The sequence below is a fragment of the Sphingomicrobium marinum genome (genome assembly GCF_026157105.1).
Classification (GTDB): Bacteria; Pseudomonadota; Alphaproteobacteria; order Sphingomonadales; family Sphingomonadaceae; genus Sphingomicrobium; species Sphingomicrobium marinum.
Genome location: NZ_JANPVQ010000001.1, coordinates 309,340 through 324,250 on the forward strand (window position 1 = coordinate 309,340; position 14,911 = coordinate 324,250).

The window sequence follows — 14,911 nt, forward strand, 5'->3', positions numbered from 1 at the left end:
TTATTCGGCCGGGTCGTCTGCTTCGGCTTCGGGTTCGACACCGGCTTCCTCGTAATATTCGCTGAGCGCCTGCGTCATGGCTTCGCGCATGTCGGCACGCTGCTTGTAGGCGAAATAGACGTTGCTCGTGGAATAGAGCGCTTCGAGGAAAGCGGCGTCATATTGCGTCAGGCTGGCGGGTGCTTCGCCGGTTTCTTCAAGATCGGTGAAAAGGTGCAGGATGGACGGCGTCGACAGGCGACCGACGTCAGCCTTGTCCATCTTCACCATGGCGCGCATCAGCGCGTGATCGGCTAGCTGCTCCACGGACAAGCCGGTCGCGGCATCGGCATCGATCACCACCACGGCGGCGCGCGTATCGGGCCGCGAGGTCGAGCGGATGCGCGAGGGATCCTGCATGCTTTCGTTGACCGTGTAGCCATTGAGGCTGTCGACTGGCAGCGCGTCGAGATCGCGGTCGGCCTGTACTACGACCTGCCAGGCGGCAACGGGGCCTTCGGTGCGCTGGATCCGGCGGATATCGGCAGGTTCCATGCCCCAGAAGATCTTGCGGTGGTCGCGGCGCAGCTCCTTGAACACCGCGTCGCGATCTTCGGCGATCACGAGCATCAGGTTGGCGTCGCATGGTGCATCGGCCGCACCAATGCCGACCGCACTGGCGACGCGGCGCATCCGAGCGATCAATGCGTCCGCCTGCGCTTTGGGCAGCCCGACGATGAAGGGGCAGATGGGACGATGGAAGCGCGCGATCTGGCCCTTTGTCGGCTCGTCCGCCAACGCGCGCACAACGCTCTTGATCTTCTCATGTTCGGTTTCGGGCAGTTCGCCCGTCACGACGATGTCTTCCTCGACCGGTGGTGCATCGGCACCGGCGGCGGGCTGGGCAGCGGCTAGGGCTGCGGCAATCGAGAGCGCAAACATGTCGTTACTCCTAAAACTGGGTCGCTCGCCGCCTAGCGCGGCACCTGCTGCAGCGTCACCTATTCTTCGACCAGCCTGCGCGTCCAGACCGACGAAAGGGGGTGGAAAAGCGTCATGCGCTCCTGAAGACCGATTTCAGGTTCATGAACTCGTGCAGGCCGAACCGCGCCAATTCGCGGCCATGACCCGAATTCTTGACCCCGCCGAAGGGCGCTTCGGGGGTCGAGGCCGTCATCTGGTTGATTGCGGTCATCCCGGCGTCGAGACCGGAGATGAATGCTTCCTGTTCCTCGGCATCGCGCGTGAACACTGCCGAGCCAAGGCCGTAGGGGGTGATGTTGGCGATGCGGATCGCATCGTCGATGCCCTCGGCTTCAAACAGCATGGCGATCGGGCCGAACAATTCCTCGTCGCGCATGTCGCCCGCAGGGTCGAGGCCCGTCAGGACGCCGGGGTTGAGATAGGCACCTTCGCCCTCGGGCGCTTCGCCGCCGTGCAGGGTCGCACCGGCGGCCTTGGCCATGTCGATCTGATCCAGCACGGTCCGCAGCTGGTCCTGGCTGGACATCGGACCAATGTCGCTGGCTTCGTCAAACGGGTCGCCCGCCTCCTTGTCCGTCATCGCGGAAATGAAGCGATCCGAAAACTCCTCGAAAACGTCGCGGTGGACGATCATGCGCTTGCCGCAGATGCATGATTGCCCGCTATTTTGCAGCCGCGCCTTCACGGCGGTTTCCACGGCATCGTCCATGTCGGCCGACGGCATGACGATGAAGGGATCAGAGCCACCAAGTTCCAGCACTACCTTCTTGAGGCAGCGGCCTGCGGTTTCCGCCACCGCGCGTCCCGCGGGTTCGCTTCCCGTCAAAGTGGCGGCGCGTACGCGGTCGTCTTCGATGATGCCGGCCACCGCATCGCTGCCGATCGAGAGGTTTTGAAACAAGCCTTCGGGGGCGCCGGCTTCGCGCACCATTTCCTCGATGAGCTTGCCCACGCCTTGCACGTTGCTGGCATGTTTGAGCAGTCCGACATTGCCTGCCAGCACGGTTGGGGTGAGGAAGCGAAGAACCTGCCAGTAAGGAAAATTCCAAGGCATCACGGCAAGCACGGGCCCGATCGGCAACCAGCGCAATTCGCCCTTGCCGCCCGGAATCTCCTCGCTTTCCAGCATCGAGGGACCATGCTCGGCAAAATAGCGCAGCGCAGTGCCGCACTTCGCGACTTCTGCCGTGGCCTCTCGTATATGCTTGCCCATCTCGCGGGTCGCCATCTCCGCCAGGCGGTCGCGGTTCGTGTCGAACTGGTCGGCGATCGCCAGCAGCAGCGCCGTGCGCTCCTCGAGCGACGTTTGGCGCCATTCGCGGTAAGTCTTATCGGCCTTGGCGAGCGCGGCATCGATGCCGTCCTCGTCCAGTGGTTCATGCGTAGCGATGACGTCGCCAGTGGCGGGATTTCGGCTTTCCAGCATCGGGGCCCTCCTTCTCGAAGGGCTAACGAAGCGTTGGTGGCGACGTTCCGCTACGTGGCGACCGGAACGCCGGCGCGCTCGGCGCAGCGGCGGGCGATCTGATGGCCTTCGTCATTGCCCAGCGTGTCGGTCATGGTCATGCCCCTGGCTTCCAGTCCATCGAGGATGCAGCTGCAGACCTCGGTTTTGGCTTCGGGCGAGGGGGCCATGCGGGCAAAGGTGCGTTCGCAGCGCGCCTGGCTCGCGTCACGCCCGCCAGACGAACAGGAGGCGACGATCCCGCAGGCCAACGGCAGCGCCAGAAGTGCGATCTTGCTTGGCATGGACATTCTCCCTGGGTTTGCGCTTAAGATGCGCGGCAACGGTGATGAATATCCGAAGGATGGCAGATGCCCCGCGAATATCAAAGCTTCGACGCGTTCTGGCTCTATTACCTGCGCGAGCACAGTCGGCCGCAGACGCGGGCTTTGCATTATTTCGGAACGACGCTGGTGGTGGCGATTGCGATCGTCGCGATCCTGCGCGGCCCGCTCTGGATGCTGCTCCTGATGCCAATCGCAGGCTATTTCTTCGCTTGGGTCGGGCATTTCGGGGTGGAGAAGAATCGCCCTGCCACCTTCACCTACCCGCTCTGGTCGTTGCAGGCGGACTTCAAGATGTGGTGGTTGTGGCTGACCCGCCGCCTCGGGCCCGAACTCGAGCGCGCCGGCGTGAGGCATACTTAAGCCATGGCTTCCGACGCGACTTTGCACGAACTTTCCGGCAAATGCCTGTGCGGCGTGGTCACGATCACCGCGCGCTTTGCGGGCAAGCGGATCGAGGCCTGTCATTGCACCCAGTGCCGCGCGTGGGGCGGCGGCGCATATCTCGCCACGCCGATGACCGACGACTTTACGATCGATGGCGCGGAATATGTGGCCCGCTTTCCCTCATCGGCGTGGGCCGAGCGAGGCTTTTGCAAGCGCTGCGGATCGAACCTGTTCTACCATTACCTCCCCGCGCAAAAACGCAGCTTTCTCGCCGGGCTCTTCCCGGGTCTCGACGATGGTGAACTGCACGAAGAGATCTTCGTCGACCAGAAGCCTGACTATTACTGCTTCGCGGGCGAGCGCGACCGGCTGACCCGCGCCGAGGTCATCGAGAAGTTCGGCATCGAACTACCGGACTAGTAGTTCCAGGCTCTGCTGCTTCTGGTGATTTTTGATCCATATTGTAGTAACGCATTGCTGCCGAATCGAATATTAAGGCCCTAACGGCCTGAGGGGGAATTCGATGCGCATAGCAGCAATGGCATTCGCAACCGCAGTTACGGTGACGGCTTGTTCGCACGTGGACACGGGGGCGGTCGATTTCCGCCGCGCCGAGCCTCCGCCCACCAAGTCTGAGACGGCCGGTAAACTCAGACAATGCCGCGACGATAATAGCGCATGTAAGATCGAATTCAGTTCACAGCTGATTGCCCAATCAATGGGACCAATTCACCGCATTAAAAAGAACGATGTTTATTCTATTAGCCTTGAAAGCCTGACAATGGGCAATCGGATGCTTGAAGGGATATTTCTCGGACAGGAGTTGGGGAAACACGCCGAATTTGCCGTTCTCGTCAACGCGTTCGAAATGAACCCCGACAAGGCTAATCGCTTCCTGAACCCCTGGGAATATAATAATAACGAGATCGACAATGGAGATAATGAGTTCAAACTCGTTTTCTTCGGCGACGATATCCAACGTGGGCAGGTGCTCAATAAGGTCAATCTGCCGGTGGTCCCCAAGTCCAAATATGGCGGCGGTTCAATCGGAATTCAGATCGTTATCGTCGAAGTCGATGGCGACAATCAGAAATTCACGAAGCTGCTCGATGAGGTGGCGAAAATTGGCCGCGATGCATTGACCACCGATCCGGGTTTATTGGGAACCGCGATCGATCTTGGCAAAAGCCTATACGAAGGCGGATCCGGGGATGACCGGCTGCTCGATTTCAGGGCAGTTTTCGAGGGCGCGGCGGCGCACGATCCGTGGGGCGCCGGCGCGCTGGGTCCCGCATTCGGGCAAGGTCGATATGTATTTGTGCGCGCGCAGGATCGGCAGACTGAAGTCGACTGGTCGCAATTGCGGTATGACTATAATACCCGGGTTCTGCGCAAAGATGGCAAGGTTTATCGCGAGAATCTAAATTTCTCGTTAGCTGTGCGTGCGTTTCCCGCCGACACACCGCTAGAGAATTATTCGCTTGAGGCGTGGGAAGATGTCGATGAGCAGGCCAAACGTCTCGCCGGCGCTGATCTTGAAATACTAGGCGTACTGGCCGATCAGATGAGTGATCGCGTGGACCGGCTAGTTGGAGATCGTGCTGTAGAAGCGGTTGGAGAGCGATGGATTTCGGCGGTCGATGCGCTCAAAATCGTCGCGTCGGCAGCACCATCAGATTTAGCTTCAGCAACCATTACCCAATGTGCTGATTATGCTGACCTGCGCTTGCGCCTATCATCTGCCGCAGACGACACTGCGCTGGAGGCGCGGGTCGAATTAGAAGCCTTCATCGAATCCTATCTGCGCATGACGGCGCTAGAGTCCGACACTGACGCGACCAAAAAGATCGTGGTCTCGCAAGATGGCAAGCGCGCTCTCGTGGCAGAAATTGCGCGCCAGTTTACTCCTTGGGAAATGAGTGACGACTGGAAAGCCAAACTTAGTTCTCCAGAAACGTTTCTCGCCATGCTTCAGGCTAGTGACGAGAAGTCGGCATTTGTTGATGAAGCAGTTGTACGTGCCGAAGAACGAAGGCTAGAGGCAAAGGAGTGCGCTGGTCTCGAAATGTTTCGCTAGCTTAGGTGTGCGGTGCCGGTTGGCTAGGCGAGCTACAAGTGGCTTCTTTCAGCTCTACATTGGTAGTCTTCTTAACATTTTTCTGACGGGATCTAAGGTATGCGTGCGCTTGCGAGTACTCCATTCCTAGGCCGAAGTCCCATTCTACAATAAGTGTTATCATCTTGACCTTGACTCTCCCTGGCGCAGTGACGGTAATTGGCAAGCGCGCATGATCCCATTCCGATTCCTCATGGGCGAAGCGACGACGCTATGGGTCGCTACGCGCTTTATCCCAGATGGACTGCGTGATGTGCTTCGTCATCCAGCCTGATACTCTGTGGTGCAGGAGCGCCTACGCATTGCAGGCGAAGCCTTGACCCGGACGAGAAGCTGGTCCTTGGCTGGCTGGATCTAGGATGATGCGCTGCTGTCCCACTGCGGGCTGAGCGAAATAAAGGATGATAGTCATGAAAACCTCTCTAGCGGCGGCCGCCGCGCTAAGCCTCGGCGCATGCGCAACCATGGATGCGCCGCGGTCCACCCCCGCCGAGGCGTTCTTCACCGCGCTTTCCCAGTATTGCGGGCAGGCCTTCGAAGGCCGCATCACTTCCACGGATGAAGCAGACGATGATTGGCGCGGCCAGCGGATGGTCATGCATGTGCGCGAATGCAGCGACGACGAAATTCGCATCCCGCTCCATGTCGGCGAAAACCGTTCGCGCACCTGGATCGTGTCGCGCACCGGCAATGGCCTGCGCCTCAAGCACGATCATCGCCATGAAGATGGCAGCGACGATGCCGTCACCATGTATGGCGGCGACACCCGCACACCGGGGCTGGAATGGCGCCAGGAGTTTCCCGTCGATGATTTCTCGATCGCCATGTTCGAACGCGAGGGCCTGTCGGCGTCGGTCACCAACGTCTGGGCGATGGAGCTGCTGGACGATCGGTTCGTCTATGAACTTCGGCGTCCCCCCATCCCCGGCGGTCGTCACTTCCGCGCCGAATTCGACTTGGCCAAGCCGGTCATCGCACCGCCGCCGCCATGGGGCAGCGATTGAACCACTTGCCTTTGCCAGGCATTCTAGCGTCTAGTCAGCAATCATTAAGTGGCGGTCCGTAGTAGGGAACGCCAAGTTCCCGTCACGAGAGGTACCGCCATGCGTCCGTCCAGATTTCCCGCCCTTGTTGCCATAACCGCGATGCTCGCGTCGTGCGGCGGCAGCAGCTCCAGCAGCGGCCCGATTGCCGGCGGCGGCGGTGGCGGCGGCGGTGGTGGCGGCACCGATGCCTGCGCGCTGTCGGCACGACAGGCCTGGGTGCTGGAGCAGATGGAGGAATGGTATCTCTTCCCCGACCTTCTCGATACGAGCGTCAATCCGGCCAACTATTCCGATGTGCAAAGCTATATCGACGCGCTGGTTCGCCCGGCGCGCGAACAGGGCATCGATCGCAATTTCACCTACATCACCTCGATCCAGGAAGAGAACGACTTTATCGAAAACGCGACGAGCGCCGATTATGGCTGGCGCCCCGTCCTGTTCAGCAACGACCGGCTGTATATCCGCGAAACCTATGAGACCGCGCCTTCCTTCCAGGCCGGCGTAGACCGCGGCGCCGAGATCGTGCGCCTTGCCGCGGCCGGCGGCACGCTGCGCACGCCCGCCCAGATCATCGCGACTGACGGTGTGGAATTCCTGTCCAACCTGGTCTTTCCTTCTGCGGAAGGCGATGCGATCGACATTGAATTCGTCGATGCCGATGGCGGACCGGTGCAAGCCGCCACGCTAACCTCGACCGAATATCAGCTGCAGCCCGTTTCGCCGCGCTACGGCGCGCTGGTGATCGGGGATACCGGCTATCTCAACCTGCGCACATTCTTCGCCGACACGGCGGAGGCGGACCTGACGACGGCGTTCCAGACCTTCGCGGCCGCCAATGTCGACAACATCATCGTCGACGTGCGCTACAATGGCGGCGGCCTCGTGCGCGTTGCCGATCACCTTGGCGACTTGCTGGGCCGCAACCGCAGCGGCCAGGTCTTCAGCAGGACTACCTTCCGCGCTTCCAAGGCGTCGAACAACAGCACCGAATTCTTCGAGCCCCTTTCGGCGTCGCAGGATCCGGTGCGCCTGTCCTTCATCACGACCAACCGCAGCGCGTCGGCCAGCGAACTTGTGGCCAACAGCATGGCCTCCTATTACGGCACCAATAGCGCGATCGTCGGCTCCAACACCTTTGGCAAGCCGGTTGGCCAGATCGCGCTCGACCGCGCCGAGTGCGATGATCGCCTGCGCGTTGTCGCCTTCCGCACCGAGAATGCCGATGGCGAAGGCGATTATTATAATGGCCTGGCGACCACCTACCCGGTGACCTGCGCGGCGAGCGACGACATCTTCGAGATGTTCGGCGACCCGGCCGAAGCTTCGACCGCGAAGGCGCTCGATTTCTCGGCATCGGGCCAGGCTGCCTGTACGCCGATTACCGGCGCTGTCGGCACCCGCTCGGCGCTCGAACAGCGGCTCATGCCGACCAGCCCGACGGTGGCGCAGCGCGTAACGCTGGGGATGCTCTAAACGCAACCAGCCGGATGTTGGGGGCCGCCGCGCCTATTGGCAGGCGGCGGGATCGTTGGCGCGCATACGCGTCGCGCGGCTGATCGACGGGCCGACGACAATGCGCTGGCGGCCGCATTTGCGCAGCTGGAACCGCACCTTGCGCGTGCGGAAATCGAGGCTGACCTTGCTGAAATTCTCGAGGATGTCGGTGCCCAGCATCAGCGCCGGCTCATCGGCAAGCCCGAACGCGGTGAAGGGCTGCACGTCGGCGAACACGATCGGCACGTTGCGCAAGGTGATCGGGCCCAGGTCGAGCTGCCTGAGCGTCACGACCTCGACCCGCGCGGTCTGGCCGGTAACCCCGGTAATATAGGTCGCGGCTTCGGTCTGCACCTTGTGCCGGGCAAATTCGCGGCGCAGCGCGCTGTTGCCGATGGTCACCTGGCTCCCCGTGTCGACGATCGCATCGAGCTTGATCCCCGAAGCGTCGACCTCGGTCAGGATCAGCTGGCCGCGCCGCCGCTTTGCGACGATGACGATATCGCCCGGCTGGCTACGCACCTTGGTGCGCGAATCCTCGATCCGGATCACCTTTTCGTCAAAATCCATCATCAGCCGCTGCTTGGCCAGCGCGTCGATGCCGATCATGCCGTCGCCGCCCATATCGCGCTCGCGAAGGACGGGGAGGATGAGGTCGTTGACCGTGGTGGGGCCAAGCTCGAGCGAGGCGACTTCGACGCGGTCGACGATATCGCGCGAGTTGATGGTGACCATCGTGGCGGGGGTGGAAAGCGGCAGCTGCAGCCCTTCGGCGATGCGGAAACCCACCGCGGAGGTATCGGCGCCGCTATCGACGATGAACTTGTAGGGGCCGGTCCCGTTGACGCCGACTTCGACGCTGAGCCGCGTTTCGATCTTCTGCGCATCGACCTCCTCGCCATCGATGGCGAGCGCATTGTCGATCACCGCGGGGGGCAGTTCGGGCACCTGGACATCGGTTTCGGGCGCAGGCCGCGGGGCGGACGGGCGTTCCTGCGCGGCGCTGCTGTCGGCGACCAGCAACATCGCTGCCCCCGCGAGCATCGCCTTGGTCGACCGTCCTATCGTTCGCCTCATGATCATGGGGTAGGATACCCCATGGGTCCCGCCAAAGCCAATTTCTGCCAATGACCCGCCCTATCCGCCGGCAGGCGGGAAAAGCGGCACGCGCGACCGGCGACGCGCACGAAAAAAGGCGACGCGGCCCATGATGGACCGCGCCGCCTTTACTTCTTCCCCCCGCGGGGAAGCTCGTTAGTCGGCCATCGACAGGTTGACGGCGCTTTCCTTGCCGTTGCGGCCGGTCTCGAGCTCATAGTTGACGCGATCGCCTTCATTGAGGCCGTTGAGACCAGCGGCTTCGACCGCCGAAATGTGAACGAAGGCATCGCCGCCGCCGCTTTCGGGCGTGATGAAGCCATAACCCTTTTGGGTGTTGAAGAATTTTACGGTGCCAGTGTTGGCCATGATGTGTTCCTTTCAAGAACGTCAGTGTCGCCCCGCCCGCAACAGCGCGGATAGGGTATGCTTTTCCGTTTCGTTTGAAGGGAAGTCGCAGTCTGGTTTACGCCGGGGTGCGGTTGGCACAAGCGGCGGCAGTCAAAAAACGAATCCGTCGCAAATGTCGACGTCAGCACGCGACTGCTAGCAGCTAGTCGCGCCGAAAGATAGGAAAAGCGGAGCGAAGCGAGCGTTCCTATCTCGAGAGACGCGACCGCCCGGCCGGGCTGCGGCGCTCGCTAGCGCCGACAGCTTCGACGGCGCGAGGCCCCCCTCGCGCTAACTTTCTACTCGTAGCCTGTGAAATAGCTTATCCGCTTTCTGCATTGGTAGAGCGGGTTTTCTGAAGCCTGAGGCAACGCTACGATCAATTTCAGCATCGCTTTCAATGTCGTGAAAGAACACCTGACAAATCTTCATTCCCGGCCAAATCTCGAGCGGAATCTCCCCAACATTTGCAAGTTCTAATGTCAGGCACCCCGAAAAGCCGGGATGAACTCCAGCTGCTGTCTCAATGATCAAACCATGCCGTCCGAGGGTCGATTTTCCGGTGACGTATCCCGAAATATCCTTTGGAAGTGAGAGCCACTCAAGGGTGGCACCTAAAACAAACGTGTTCGGATGAACCACGAACTTTTTCCCAAAAGGAATGAAGTGCTCCTTTGTTGGAAGGGCTTTGGTCGATGCGTCACCCTCGGGTGGCGGCGATAGATCACAAGATGGGGTGTGCGTATGCTTAAAAGAACGAAACCACCGGCCTAGGCGAAAGTCGACGGATGTTGCATGTCTCTCTTCGAATTCTGAGGCCGGCGGTTGTGGGATTATCGAGAGCTTGGCGCCGTTTTTGCCATCGATTCTGTCTTTGATTCCACCAACGCTTAGCATTCTGATGTCCTGTGTAGGTATTCGCTGACTTCGATCGATTTCAACATAGGCTCTTCGACTGAAATTTTTGGGTCAATCTTGCTCTCACCTTGAGCCCGAAAAATTCGCCATCCCGCACACACAATATTAGACAAGTCAGTAGCATTTGGATGCGGCACCGCCTTTCTAAAGTTTGCCTCAACTTGCGCAATCAACTCAGAGTTGGGCCGAGGTATGGTCGAATCATCGATAAGCTTTGTAGCAGCCGCGTAAATGTCGGACTCAATTGCCGCAGCAGCTTTGTCTAAGAGTTCTTCAACATCAGAGTCGTGAACTGGATTATCGGGAGAAAGTCTCCATCCTTCTCCAATGCCTTCTGGAAGTTCAATCCCTTCCTTTTCCGCGCAATCCATCAAAAAGCGCACACGGTGCTCTTCAGATGGGTAATCGCTATCGCGCTCTGAGCCGCCCGGGTAAATAAGATATTCGAACGCGTAGAAGTATGCTTCACCGAACAAAATTAGCCCGAATGCATCACAGAAAAGCTCTTCGACGCGTCGAATTCCCTCGTCTCTGAGAAAACCGGCACAGTCTTCTCCCAAATGGGTTTTTAGTTCGCCTGAGAGATCTTCGTCTTTTGCCAGTAAGTTCTCGATTGCGGACGTGAATTTGCTCCCTATCGCATCGGCCAGGCCATTGAACTTCCATGCAGAATGACCAATTTCATGACCAGAGATCGGCATCAGCAATGCGCCCGATGATTCGTGTGCTGGCCCGCCGACCAGAACATGATTTGGAAGCACCGCTAGACTCATAGGATATGTGAAGGGCACAAAATCCCACTCCGACGAAACCACTAGCTGCGCTTCTGCATCAATGGCTTTGACCACTACATCCTTGAGAGGGTCATAGCCTTCAAATGCGTTCCGAACATTGGTGGATCTGAGTATAAAGCCGAGCACCGGTAGATAGGACTCGACCTCTTCCAGCGAACGCAGGCATAATCCCTGAATAAGCTTGATCGAGTAACCATCTGTATCAGCTAAATCGTCTTTGAGAGCAGTTATATGTTCGTCGATCTGCTCCAGTGCATTCTCAGAATCCTTGTGCGGGAAGTCTGAGCCACGGAGTTTCTTGATCTGTTCGAGGAATAGTGCAGTGCGCCTTCTAGACGCAGCTAGCCGTGCTTCGTTTACTGCCTGCTCTTGCTCTGCGTTTTCTGGCAAGTCTTAGCTCCGAAAGTTGCGCCTGTGCTAGTTCCTCATGGAGATCAGCACAAAATGAAGCTAGTTTCATAGCCAATTCTTTGTCTCGATTGGCCAAAAATGCCTTTAAGTCGGCTGTCATCTGAACGAAACGCTGCTGGACTTCGCCTACCGAAGAGACTCCCAGCTTTTCTTTTCCCAATCGCATGTATGGCGAATGATAACCGATGGCGAAGTATTTTCCGGCAGGAACGCCTTCCGATACTCCGGCGGTGTCAGTCAGCACGTCAGCCAACTCAATAAGCACATCGTCGTCGTAGGCGCGGTCCAGATTGTATCGCTCAAGAGATATGGCTGAGCGAATCGCAAGCTCTGCCAGCAAGTGTCGCGAAACAACAGCTTTTTCAATCTCTTGGCTCAAATCTCTGCACACTCCTCCCAGCGTTAGATGTTCTCCTCGACCACCTGACTCGATCCGAGTCAAATGACTCAATCTGAGTCCGACCACAGTCGACCAAAAACCCATTGCTCAATGAGTTCAGCGCGACAAAGCAAACCAAGCGCCTTCGAGTTGGAAAGCCCGATATCTTTCGCGTGTTTGGTAAATGTCGTTTTCTGTTCTTCGGTTACGCGATGCGAAGTTATCTTTTTCTCTGTGAAGTTGTTTGGAATACCAAGCCGCGCACGCAAATCGTGAAGTCGCCGCAATTGTAGTTCTCGCAAAACCAACAATGTAGCGACCGAGCTGCCGTCGAGGCCGACCTTGGCAGAATAGTCGCCAAATTTTTCTCGATCCTCTGAAGGCATCCTGCCAGTGATCTGCGTCAAACTGAGTCTTTCCAAGCAATGAAAAGCTGCAACTTCGCCCCCCCTCACCCAATAACCCGCACGCCCTCCTCGGCCCATGCTTCGTCGACATCGACGCCCTGGTCCGCCCATTGTTCGCGGGTCCAGCATTTGACGCGTTCGATGCGGGAGCCGGTGGTGGCTTCGATGTTCATGCAGTAGCGGGTTTCGCTCGTGCCCTCGGGGGCTTTGCCGTGGTGCTCGGCATCGGGGCTTGCGGCGGCGGGGGTGGCCAGCGCGGCGGTCAGCAGCAGGAACAGTCGGGACATGGTTGGTCTCCTTGCAGCGTCGAGAGCGACACGGAGACTAGCATAATGCCGGGTTCGGCGCGAGGCTTCAGCCGCCTTCGATCATGCCCAAGCTGAGTGGATTGAATCTCCAAAAGGCCACGGTGGCGACCAAAATGGTAGCCTGGATCAGCCAGTGGACAACGCCAGCGCGCAATTTGGGCATGCTGACGAGCGGTATCCTGTCCTCGTCTTGACCGGCGACCGCGCTCAATGTTTTGCGAAAGCCGCGCCACGACCTGTAATGCTCGTAGATGATGGCGCCGGAGACGACGGCAACCAGAACCATGAGCCAGCCAGCCCATGGCGCAAACGGGAGAACCTGCTCGGCCCCGTACTGCAATCTCATGGTTACGCTGCCCCCCAGGATAAGCGAGTAGACCTGCACGAAATGTTTGAACGCGTCGATCTGGCCAGCGCTCTTGTCACGAATGTGATCGGTCAGCATTGCGCAATTCGCGTCAACACTCAGTCTTTGCATCTACTACGCTCCTCCAAGCTTACCGAGCATCATTATTCCACGTCCTCGGCATCGAGATAGAGCTTGTCGCCTTTCTCTTTGTAGACGCGGCTCATCTTTTCCATGCCTTCTTCGGCGCTCTCGACCTTGCTGCCGTCGACCGGGGCGTCACCCTCGGGTTGGAGCGAGTTGAGGACGCCGGCTTCCTGCTTGGCGGCGAAATCGCGGACTTCCTGCGTGATCTTCATCGAGCAGAATTTGGGCCCGCACATGGAGCAGAAGTGGGCCGTCTTGGCGCCTTCGGCGGGGAGCGTCTGGTCGTGATATTGCTCGGCCGTGTCGGGATCGAGGCTGAGGTTGAACTGGTCGCGCCAGCGGAACTCGAAGCGGGCCTTGGAGAGCGCATCGTCGCGGACTTTTGCGGCGGGGTGGCCCTTGGCGAGATCGGCGGCGTGCGCGGCGAGCTTGTAGGTAACCACGCCCACTTTCACATCGTCGCGATCGGGCAGACCCAGATGCTCCTTGGGGGTGACGTAGCAGAGCATCGCGGTGCCGTACCACCCGATCTGCGCGGCGCCGATGGCGCTGGTGATGTGGTCGTAGCCGGGCGCGATGTCGGTGGTGAGCGGCCCAAGCGTATAGAAGGGGGCCTCGTCGCAGGCCTCCAATTGCTTGGTCATGTTCTCCTTGATCTTGTGCATCGGCACGTGGCCGGGGCCTTCGATCATGACCTGGCAGTCATGTTCCCATGCTTTCTTGGTGAGCTCTCCCAGCGTGTAGAGCTCGGCGAACTGGGCTTCGTCGTTGGCATCCGCGATGCTGCCGGGGCGCAGGCCGTCGCCGAGGCTGAAGCTGATGTCGTAGGCCTTCATGATCTCGCAGATTTCCTCAAACTTTTCGTAGAGGAAGCTTTCGCGGTGATGCGCGAGGCACCACTTGGCCATGATCGAACCGCCGCGCGAGACGATGCCGGTGACGCGCTTTGCCGTCATGGGCACGTAAGGCAGGCGCACGCCCGCGTGAATGGTGAAATAGTCGACGCCCTGTTCGGCTTGCTCGATCAGCGTGTCGGCAAAGATTTCCCAGGTGAGGTCCTCGGCGATGCCGCCGACTTTCTCCAAGGCCTGGTAGATGGGCACGGTGCCGATGGGCACGGGCGCGTTGCGAATGATCCACTCGCGCGTGTCGTGGATGTTGCGGCCGGTCGACAGGTCCATGACCGTATCGGCGCCCCAGCGGGTGGCCCAGACCATCTTGTCGACTTCCGAAGCGACATCGGAGGCGACGGCGCTGTTGCCGATATTGGCGTTGATCTTGACGAGGAAGTTGCGCCCGATGGCCATCGGCTCGGCCTCGGGGTGGTTGATGTTGGCGGGGATGATGGCGCGGCCGCGCGCGATCTCGTCGCGAACGAATTCGGGGGTGATGAAATCGGGGATCTCGGCGCCGAAGGCCTCGCCGTCGCGCGGCGTGCCCAGCGCCTGGCGGCGGCCCAGATTTTCGCGGATCGCGACATATTCCATCTCGGGCGTGATGATGCCCTGGCGCGCATAGTGCATCTGGGTAACGTTCGCACCCGGCTTGGCGCGGAGCACCTGGCGGCGCACGTTGGGGAATGGCTGGACGCCGCCCGAACGATCGGGGCCGAGCTGACCGTTGTCGACCGCCTTGACCTCGCGCTGGGGCTTTTCCTCGACATCGCCGCGGCCGCGGATCCAGTCGCGGCGCAATTCGGGCAGGCCCGCGTCGATATCGATCTTGGCGTCGGGATCGGTGTAGGGGCCGCTCGGGTCATAGACGGGGACGGGGGGCTCGCCGCCTTCGAGGTGCACCTCGCGCATAGCAACGCGGATGCCGCCCTTGCCTTCCACGTAGATCTTCTTCGACCCGCGGATGGGGCCGGTGGTGACGGAGGGCTGGGCGATTTTGGGGTCGGCGTCTGCCATGGAATTGTT

At 59.7% G+C, this 14,911-nt stretch carries 17 protein-coding genes; 5 read left to right on the top strand and 12 right to left on the bottom strand.

Annotated features, from left to right (window positions below):
- From NUX07_RS01600 to NUX07_RS01610, 3 genes are all read right to left on the bottom strand, one after another.
- Positions 1–921 (bottom strand): hypothetical protein, encoded by a 921-nt coding sequence (locus NUX07_RS01600; protein WP_265528294.1) that lies wholly within the window; start codon positions 919–921, stop codon positions 1–3.
- 112 nt (positions 922–1,033) lie between these two features.
- Positions 1,034–2,389, bottom strand: coding sequence for an NAD-dependent succinate-semialdehyde dehydrogenase (locus tag NUX07_RS01605; RefSeq protein WP_265528296.1), 1,356 nt, complete (start codon positions 2,387–2,389; stop codon positions 1,034–1,036).
- Between the two features lie 50 nt (positions 2,390–2,439).
- Positions 2,440–2,712 (bottom strand): hypothetical protein, encoded by a 273-nt coding sequence (locus tag NUX07_RS01610; RefSeq protein ID WP_265528298.1) that lies wholly within the window; start codon positions 2,710–2,712, stop codon positions 2,440–2,442.
- A 66-nt stretch (positions 2,713–2,778) separates the two neighbouring features.
- Between NUX07_RS01610 and NUX07_RS01615 the strand changes: the two genes are divergently transcribed.
- The 5 genes from NUX07_RS01615 to NUX07_RS01635 all read left to right on the top strand — a co-directional run bounded on the left by NUX07_RS01615 (position 2,779) and on the right by NUX07_RS01635 (position 7,773).
- Entirely contained in the window at positions 2,779–3,114 is a 336-nt protein-coding gene (locus tag NUX07_RS01615) for a DUF962 domain-containing protein (RefSeq protein WP_265528300.1), read from the top strand.
- Positions 3,115–3,117: 3 nt separating this feature from the next.
- A complete protein-coding gene (locus NUX07_RS01620) occupies positions 3,118–3,558 on the top strand; it encodes a GFA family protein (protein WP_265528301.1) in 441 nt (146 codons plus the stop codon).
- Between the two features lie 103 nt (positions 3,559–3,661).
- Positions 3,662–5,215 carry a hypothetical protein gene (locus tag NUX07_RS01625; protein WP_265528303.1) on the top strand — a complete coding sequence of 518 codons (1,554 nt, stop codon included), beginning with the start codon at positions 3,662–3,664 and terminating at the stop codon, positions 5,213–5,215.
- Between the two features lie 449 nt (positions 5,216–5,664).
- Entirely contained in the window at positions 5,665–6,258 is a 594-nt protein-coding gene (locus NUX07_RS01630; protein WP_265528304.1) for a hypothetical protein, read from the top strand.
- Between the two features lie 141 nt (positions 6,259–6,399).
- Positions 6,400–7,773 carry a S41 family peptidase gene (locus tag NUX07_RS01635; protein WP_265528306.1) on the top strand — a complete coding sequence of 458 codons (1,374 nt, stop codon included), beginning with the start codon at positions 6,400–6,402 and terminating at the stop codon, positions 7,771–7,773.
- A 33-nt stretch (positions 7,774–7,806) separates the two neighbouring features.
- Here the strand turns inward: NUX07_RS01635 and NUX07_RS01640 are convergent, their stop codons facing one another.
- The 9 genes from NUX07_RS01640 to thiC form a co-directional block, all read right to left on the bottom strand.
- Complete coding sequence (locus tag NUX07_RS01640) at positions 7,807–8,871, bottom strand: aspartyl protease family protein (protein ID WP_265528308.1); 1,065 nt, start codon at positions 8,869–8,871, stop codon at positions 7,807–7,809.
- A 177-nt stretch (positions 8,872–9,048) separates the two neighbouring features.
- Complete coding sequence (locus NUX07_RS01645) at positions 9,049–9,261, bottom strand: cold-shock protein (protein ID WP_265528310.1); 213 nt, start codon at positions 9,259–9,261, stop codon at positions 9,049–9,051.
- A 312-nt stretch (positions 9,262–9,573) separates the two neighbouring features.
- Complete coding sequence (gene dcd, locus NUX07_RS01650) at positions 9,574–10,179, bottom strand: dCTP deaminase (protein WP_265528311.1); 606 nt, start codon at positions 10,177–10,179, stop codon at positions 9,574–9,576.
- Complete coding sequence (locus tag NUX07_RS01655) at positions 10,173–11,384, bottom strand: hypothetical protein (protein WP_265528313.1); 1,212 nt, start codon at positions 11,382–11,384, stop codon at positions 10,173–10,175. The genes dcd and NUX07_RS01655 overlap by 7 nt, the downstream gene beginning before the upstream one ends.
- Entirely contained in the window at positions 11,326–11,784 is a 459-nt protein-coding gene (locus NUX07_RS01660; protein WP_265528314.1) for a hypothetical protein, read from the bottom strand. Before NUX07_RS01660 ends, NUX07_RS01655 begins: the two co-directional genes overlap by 59 nt.
- 68 nt (positions 11,785–11,852) lie before the next feature.
- A complete protein-coding gene (locus tag NUX07_RS01665; RefSeq protein ID WP_265528316.1) occupies positions 11,853–12,191 on the bottom strand; it encodes a hypothetical protein in 339 nt (112 codons plus the stop codon).
- A 44-nt stretch (positions 12,192–12,235) separates the two neighbouring features.
- Positions 12,236–12,478, bottom strand: coding sequence for a hypothetical protein (locus NUX07_RS01670; protein ID WP_265528318.1), 243 nt, complete (start codon positions 12,476–12,478; stop codon positions 12,236–12,238).
- 67 nt (positions 12,479–12,545) lie between these two features.
- Positions 12,546–12,977 (bottom strand): hypothetical protein, encoded by a 432-nt coding sequence (locus NUX07_RS01675; protein WP_265528320.1) that lies wholly within the window; start codon positions 12,975–12,977, stop codon positions 12,546–12,548.
- 32 nt (positions 12,978–13,009) lie between these two features.
- The gene (gene thiC, locus NUX07_RS01680; protein WP_265528321.1) at positions 13,010–14,902 is read right to left on the bottom strand and encodes a phosphomethylpyrimidine synthase ThiC; all 1,893 of its coding nucleotides are present in this window, start codon (positions 14,900–14,902) and stop codon (positions 13,010–13,012) included.
- Positions 14,903–14,911 lie beyond the last annotated feature (9 nt).

Bases quoted from the DNA above. Each gene is read 5' to 3' on its own strand.
- NUX07_RS01600 (WP_265528294.1), bottom strand. From the start codon at position 921: ATGTTTGCGCTCTCGATTGCCGCAGCCCTAGCCGCTGCCCAGCCCGCC.
- NUX07_RS01605 (WP_265528296.1), bottom strand. From the start codon at position 2,389: ATGCTGGAAAGCCGAAATCCCGCCACTGGCGACGTCATCGCTACGCAT.
- NUX07_RS01610 (WP_265528298.1), bottom strand. From the start codon at position 2,712: ATGCCAAGCAAGATCGCACTTCTGGCGCTGCCGTTGGCCTGCGGGATC.
- NUX07_RS01615 (WP_265528300.1), top strand. From the start codon at position 2,779: ATGCCCCGCGAATATCAAAGCTTCGACGCGTTCTGGCTCTATTACCTG.
- NUX07_RS01620 (WP_265528301.1), top strand. From the start codon at position 3,118: ATGGCTTCCGACGCGACTTTGCACGAACTTTCCGGCAAATGCCTGTGC.
- NUX07_RS01625 (WP_265528303.1), top strand. From the start codon at position 3,662: ATGCGCATAGCAGCAATGGCATTCGCAACCGCAGTTACGGTGACGGCT.
- NUX07_RS01630 (WP_265528304.1), top strand. From the start codon at position 5,665: ATGAAAACCTCTCTAGCGGCGGCCGCCGCGCTAAGCCTCGGCGCATGC.
- NUX07_RS01635 (WP_265528306.1), top strand. From the start codon at position 6,400: ATGCTCGCGTCGTGCGGCGGCAGCAGCTCCAGCAGCGGCCCGATTGCC.
- NUX07_RS01640 (WP_265528308.1), bottom strand. From the start codon at position 8,871: ATGAGGCGAACGATAGGACGGTCGACCAAGGCGATGCTCGCGGGGGCA.
- NUX07_RS01645 (WP_265528310.1), bottom strand. From the start codon at position 9,261: ATGGCCAACACTGGCACCGTAAAATTCTTCAACACCCAAAAGGGTTAT.
- dcd (WP_265528311.1), bottom strand. From the start codon at position 10,179: ATGCTAAGCGTTGGTGGAATCAAAGACAGAATCGATGGCAAAAACGGC.
- NUX07_RS01670 (WP_265528318.1), bottom strand. From the start codon at position 12,478: ATGTCCCGACTGTTCCTGCTGCTGACCGCCGCGCTGGCCACCCCCGCC.
- NUX07_RS01675 (WP_265528320.1), bottom strand. From the start codon at position 12,977: ATGCAAAGACTGAGTGTTGACGCGAATTGCGCAATGCTGACCGATCAC.
- thiC (WP_265528321.1), bottom strand. From the start codon at position 14,902: ATGGCAGACGCCGACCCCAAAATCGCCCAGCCCTCCGTCACCACCGGC.